This is a genomic window from Collinsella sp. UBA1693 (assembly GCF_002320115.1).
GTDB classification, from domain to species: domain Bacteria; phylum Actinomycetota; class Coriobacteriia; order Coriobacteriales; family Coriobacteriaceae; genus Collinsella; species Collinsella tanakaei.
The window spans coordinates 4337-7677 of sequence record NZ_DCJT01000002.1 but is presented as its reverse complement, the minus strand read 5'-3'; the positions used below and the strand labels follow the sequence as shown (position 1 = coordinate 7677).

Genomic DNA, 3341 nt, shown 5'->3' with positions numbered 1-3341 from the left:
GAGCCTACCAGCGCCCTTGACCCCGAGATTGTGGGCGAGGTGCTTGAGGTTATGCGCAGGCTGGCGGCAGAGGGTATGACCATGGTGGTGGTCACGCATGAGATGGCCTTTGCGCGCACGGTTTCCGATCGCGTGGTCTTTATGGACAAGGGCGTGATCGCAGAGCAAGGCGCTCCCGCGCAGATCTTTGGCAACCCGCAGCATGTCCGTACTCGCGAGTTTCTTAAGCGTTATTTGGACGATGCCGACGCGGTGAGGGCGTAATTCTCGTCCGCACGGCCGCCGTGCCTGTGGAGCCTGCGGATGTTTTGGCTGCAGGCTCCACGTTGCCGCGGCCTCGCTGCGGTGCGTGCGGCCGTTACGCGACCACCAGGCAGATGGTTACCATGATGGCGACGGCCACGGTGCCCAGGCTGGTGGGCGCCATAAAGCGGTCGAGTTTGGTGTGGTCAGGCTCCTGCACAATGCCTGCCAGCGCGCTCATAAGGGGTTGAAAGCTCAGGCAGATTGCAGCGCCCGCAACAAAGGTGCGCAGCGAGAACCCCTTCACAACAAAGATGAAGGCGACAAACAAGATAAGTGACAGGTAGAGCAGGGCCGTGTGGTACATCCGCATGGCCTGCTCTCCGTTTACGCGCTGTCCACGCACGGTTGCGCTGCAGCCCTCGCCCAGCTCATAGAGCCTGTTGGCGATGGTGCGCTTGCCCTTGGAGGCATCGTCCAGCGAATCGCGCATGTTGTTGATGTTCATCACCGCGGCTACCGGCAGGCCCAGCGCCACGCCCGCGACTAGCGATGCAGCATCAAAACGATGCAGGTAGAGAAAGCTTCCGGCGCATACGGCGACTAGGCCAAAGAAGATAAAGCTCATAATGTCGCCCAGTCCCATGTAACCATAGGGGTGCGGCCCTACGGTGTAGAAGACCGCGGCGGCAATGGCGGCGACGCCGAATGCCAGAAAGACGCCCATCGCGGCGACGGCGTTTCCGTCAAGCGCGGGCCCGCGCAGGAAAGACACCCAAATCAACAGGCACCCCAGCGCAAAGGTAAGGGCGCAGGCGCCAAAGAGCGCGCGCTTCATCTGCCGTGGCGTGATAATGCCTCTCTGCATGCCGCGCTTAGGGCCAACACGGGTCTCATCGTCCAAGCCGTGCGCAAGGTCACCGTAATCGTCCGCAAAGTTGGCAATAACCTGCAGCAGCACGGAGACAACAAGCATGAGGATAAAGACCTCGACCCTAAAGGCCCCGCGCGCCGCCGCCAGTCCTGCGGCGATGAGCGAACCCGATGCCGCCAGCGGTAGGGTGCGCAGCCGAGCCGCCTCGATCCATGTCGCTCGAACTTCATGTGCGGAAGTGTTCTGTACCTGCGCGTTCATTATGTCGCCATGCCTTTCACCTGCGTCGTCAAGCACTTCATTATAGGAGCTTGCTGCCCTCATCCTAACCAGTTTAGCCATCGCGTGCGGGCGCGTGTGCACCCGGTGGGCTTCCGCATCGCGGTAGAATGGAGAAAGAATGCCGGGTGCCCGCGCGTGTTGCGCGACCGCACCCGGCTCTGCAGCTGGAATCTATGCGCAAGCACGGCTTTTAGGAGGAGCAATGTCCATCATCACGCTTTCGCGCGGCGGCCTGGTCGCACGCGTTGACACCAAGGGCGCGCAGCTTATGGGGCTGGCGCTCAACGGTGACGAGTACCTGTGGCAGGCAGACCCCGCATGGTGGGCCAAGACCTCTCCTGTTCTGTTCCCCCAGGTGGGCGAACCCGGCGCCAAGGAGCTGCAGTGCTCTGCCGGCGTGTGCCACATGCCGCGCCACGGCTTCGCGCGCGACTTCGAGCACAAGGTGGTCGCCCAGGACGAGTCTTCCGTCACCTTCGAGCTTACCCAAAGCGAAGAGACGCTGACCGTGTACCCCTACAACTTCACCCTCAACATGACCTACGCCATCACCGGCGACGCCACGCTTACCCAAACCTTCAAGGTGACCAACAACAGCGACGTCGCCATGCCCTTTGCCGTGGGCGGCCACCCTGCGTTCAACGTGCCCATGCCCGGCACCGCGGATGAGTCTTTTGACAATTACGAGCTGCGCTTTTGCGAGCCCTGGACGGGCGACTCCCCCAAGATTGTCGACGGCGGCATGATCTCCTATGACGATCCCATCCATATTCTGCAGGACAGCGACGCCATCGCCGTCAATCGCGGTCTGTTCGACTTTGACACCGTGGTGCTGCGCAGCGTGCCCAACAATACCATCGACCTGGCAAGCAAGGTCTCCGGCCGTGGCGTGCGCCTGGACTTCCCCGGCTTTGACTTTGTGGGCATTTGGTCTGCCAAACCGGATGCTCCGTTTGTTGCCGTTGAGCCCTGGACGGGCCACGCCGGCATGCCGGATGAGGACGATGTGCTGGAGCATCGCGACAACATCATCATTCTGGCTCCGGGCGATGTGGACGAGCGCTCGTTCTCGATGACGGTTCATTAGCGCACCAATATATATAAGTAGGTGGGGCCTCCCCTTCCTCTCCCGGGAGAGGAAGGGGAGGCCTTCTTGCTATCTACGGTGTTTGGTGCACGATGCCTGATAGAGGCCTGCCATCTGTGGGCGTTTTGCGTTATACACCCCGCTTTAGCTGCAAAGACGCGCTCGATGTTGCCCAGGCGCCCTGAGGTTGGGTATCATAGCAGCCGTTGAAAGGGGATTATTCGTGCGTTTTGCATTCGACATGCTCTAGCTAGGTAGGTTTTTCTCGCGCCGTGGCCGCGCGAGCGCCCCGTCATGTCCATACGCCGAGTTGCTATATGATGTGCCGCCCCGTGCGGCCGCCCTTAGTCGACCCACACATGTAAATAAGGAGATCAGCTATGCGCGATAAGCTCGAGAAGATCATCATCGCCTACCAGGAGCTTGAGAAGAAGCTTTCCGATCCGTCCGTTGCCGGCAACATCAAGGAGTTCACGCGCCTCAACAAGGAGTACGCGCATCAGACCGACCTGGTGAACGCTGCACGCGAGTACATCTCTGCGCTGGATGACATCGAGGCTGCCAAGGAGATGCTGCGCGAGGCCAGCGATGCGGACGAGAAGGAGATGCTCCAGATGNNAGATGGACATCTCCGAGAACGAGGCCAAGCTGCCCCAGCTGGAGGAAGACATCAAGTTCATGCTCATCCCCAGCGACCCTAACGATGAGAAGAACACCATTGTCGAGATTCGCTCCGCCGCCGGTGGCGACGAGGCTGCGATTTTCGCTGGTGACCTGTTCAAGATGTACCAGCGCTTCTTTGAGACCAAGAAGTGGAAGATGACCGTGCTTGACTCCAGCCCCAGCGAGGCCGGC

General features: G+C 60.6%; 2 protein-coding genes and 2 pseudogenes. 3 read left to right on the top strand and 1 reads right to left on the bottom strand.

The window, feature by feature from the left end; all coding sequences use genetic code 11:
* Positions 1-264: pseudogene (locus B3H65_RS01185) on the top strand (amino acid ABC transporter ATP-binding protein); the annotation flags it as partial.
* Between the two features lie 94 nt (positions 265-358).
* Here B3H65_RS01185 and menA read toward each other — a convergent pair.
* Positions 359-1378, bottom strand: coding sequence for a 1,4-dihydroxy-2-naphthoate octaprenyltransferase (menA, locus tag B3H65_RS01180; protein ID WP_286683805.1), 1020 nt, complete (start codon positions 1376-1378; stop codon positions 359-361).
* A 223-nt stretch (positions 1379-1601) separates the two neighbouring features.
* Here menA and B3H65_RS01175 point away from each other — a divergent pair, with 223 nt between their 5' ends.
* Together B3H65_RS01175 and B3H65_RS01170 are read left to right on the top strand one after the other, a co-directional pair.
* Positions 1602-2486, top strand: a complete 885-nt coding sequence (locus B3H65_RS01175; RefSeq protein ID WP_286683804.1) for an aldose 1-epimerase family protein — start codon at positions 1602-1604, stop codon at positions 2484-2486.
* Positions 2487-2866: 380 nt separating this feature from the next.
* Positions 2867-3341 (top strand): annotated as a pseudogene (locus B3H65_RS01170) (PCRF domain-containing protein); the annotation flags it as partial.

Coding starts and splice junctions, on each gene's coding strand:
- B3H65_RS01175 (WP_286683804.1), top strand. CDS start 1,602: ATGTCCATCATCACGCTTTCGCGCGGCGGCCTGGTCGCACGCGTTGAC.
- menA (WP_286683805.1), bottom strand. CDS start 1,378: ATGAACGCGCAGGTACAGAACACTTCCGCACATGAAGTTCGAGCGACA.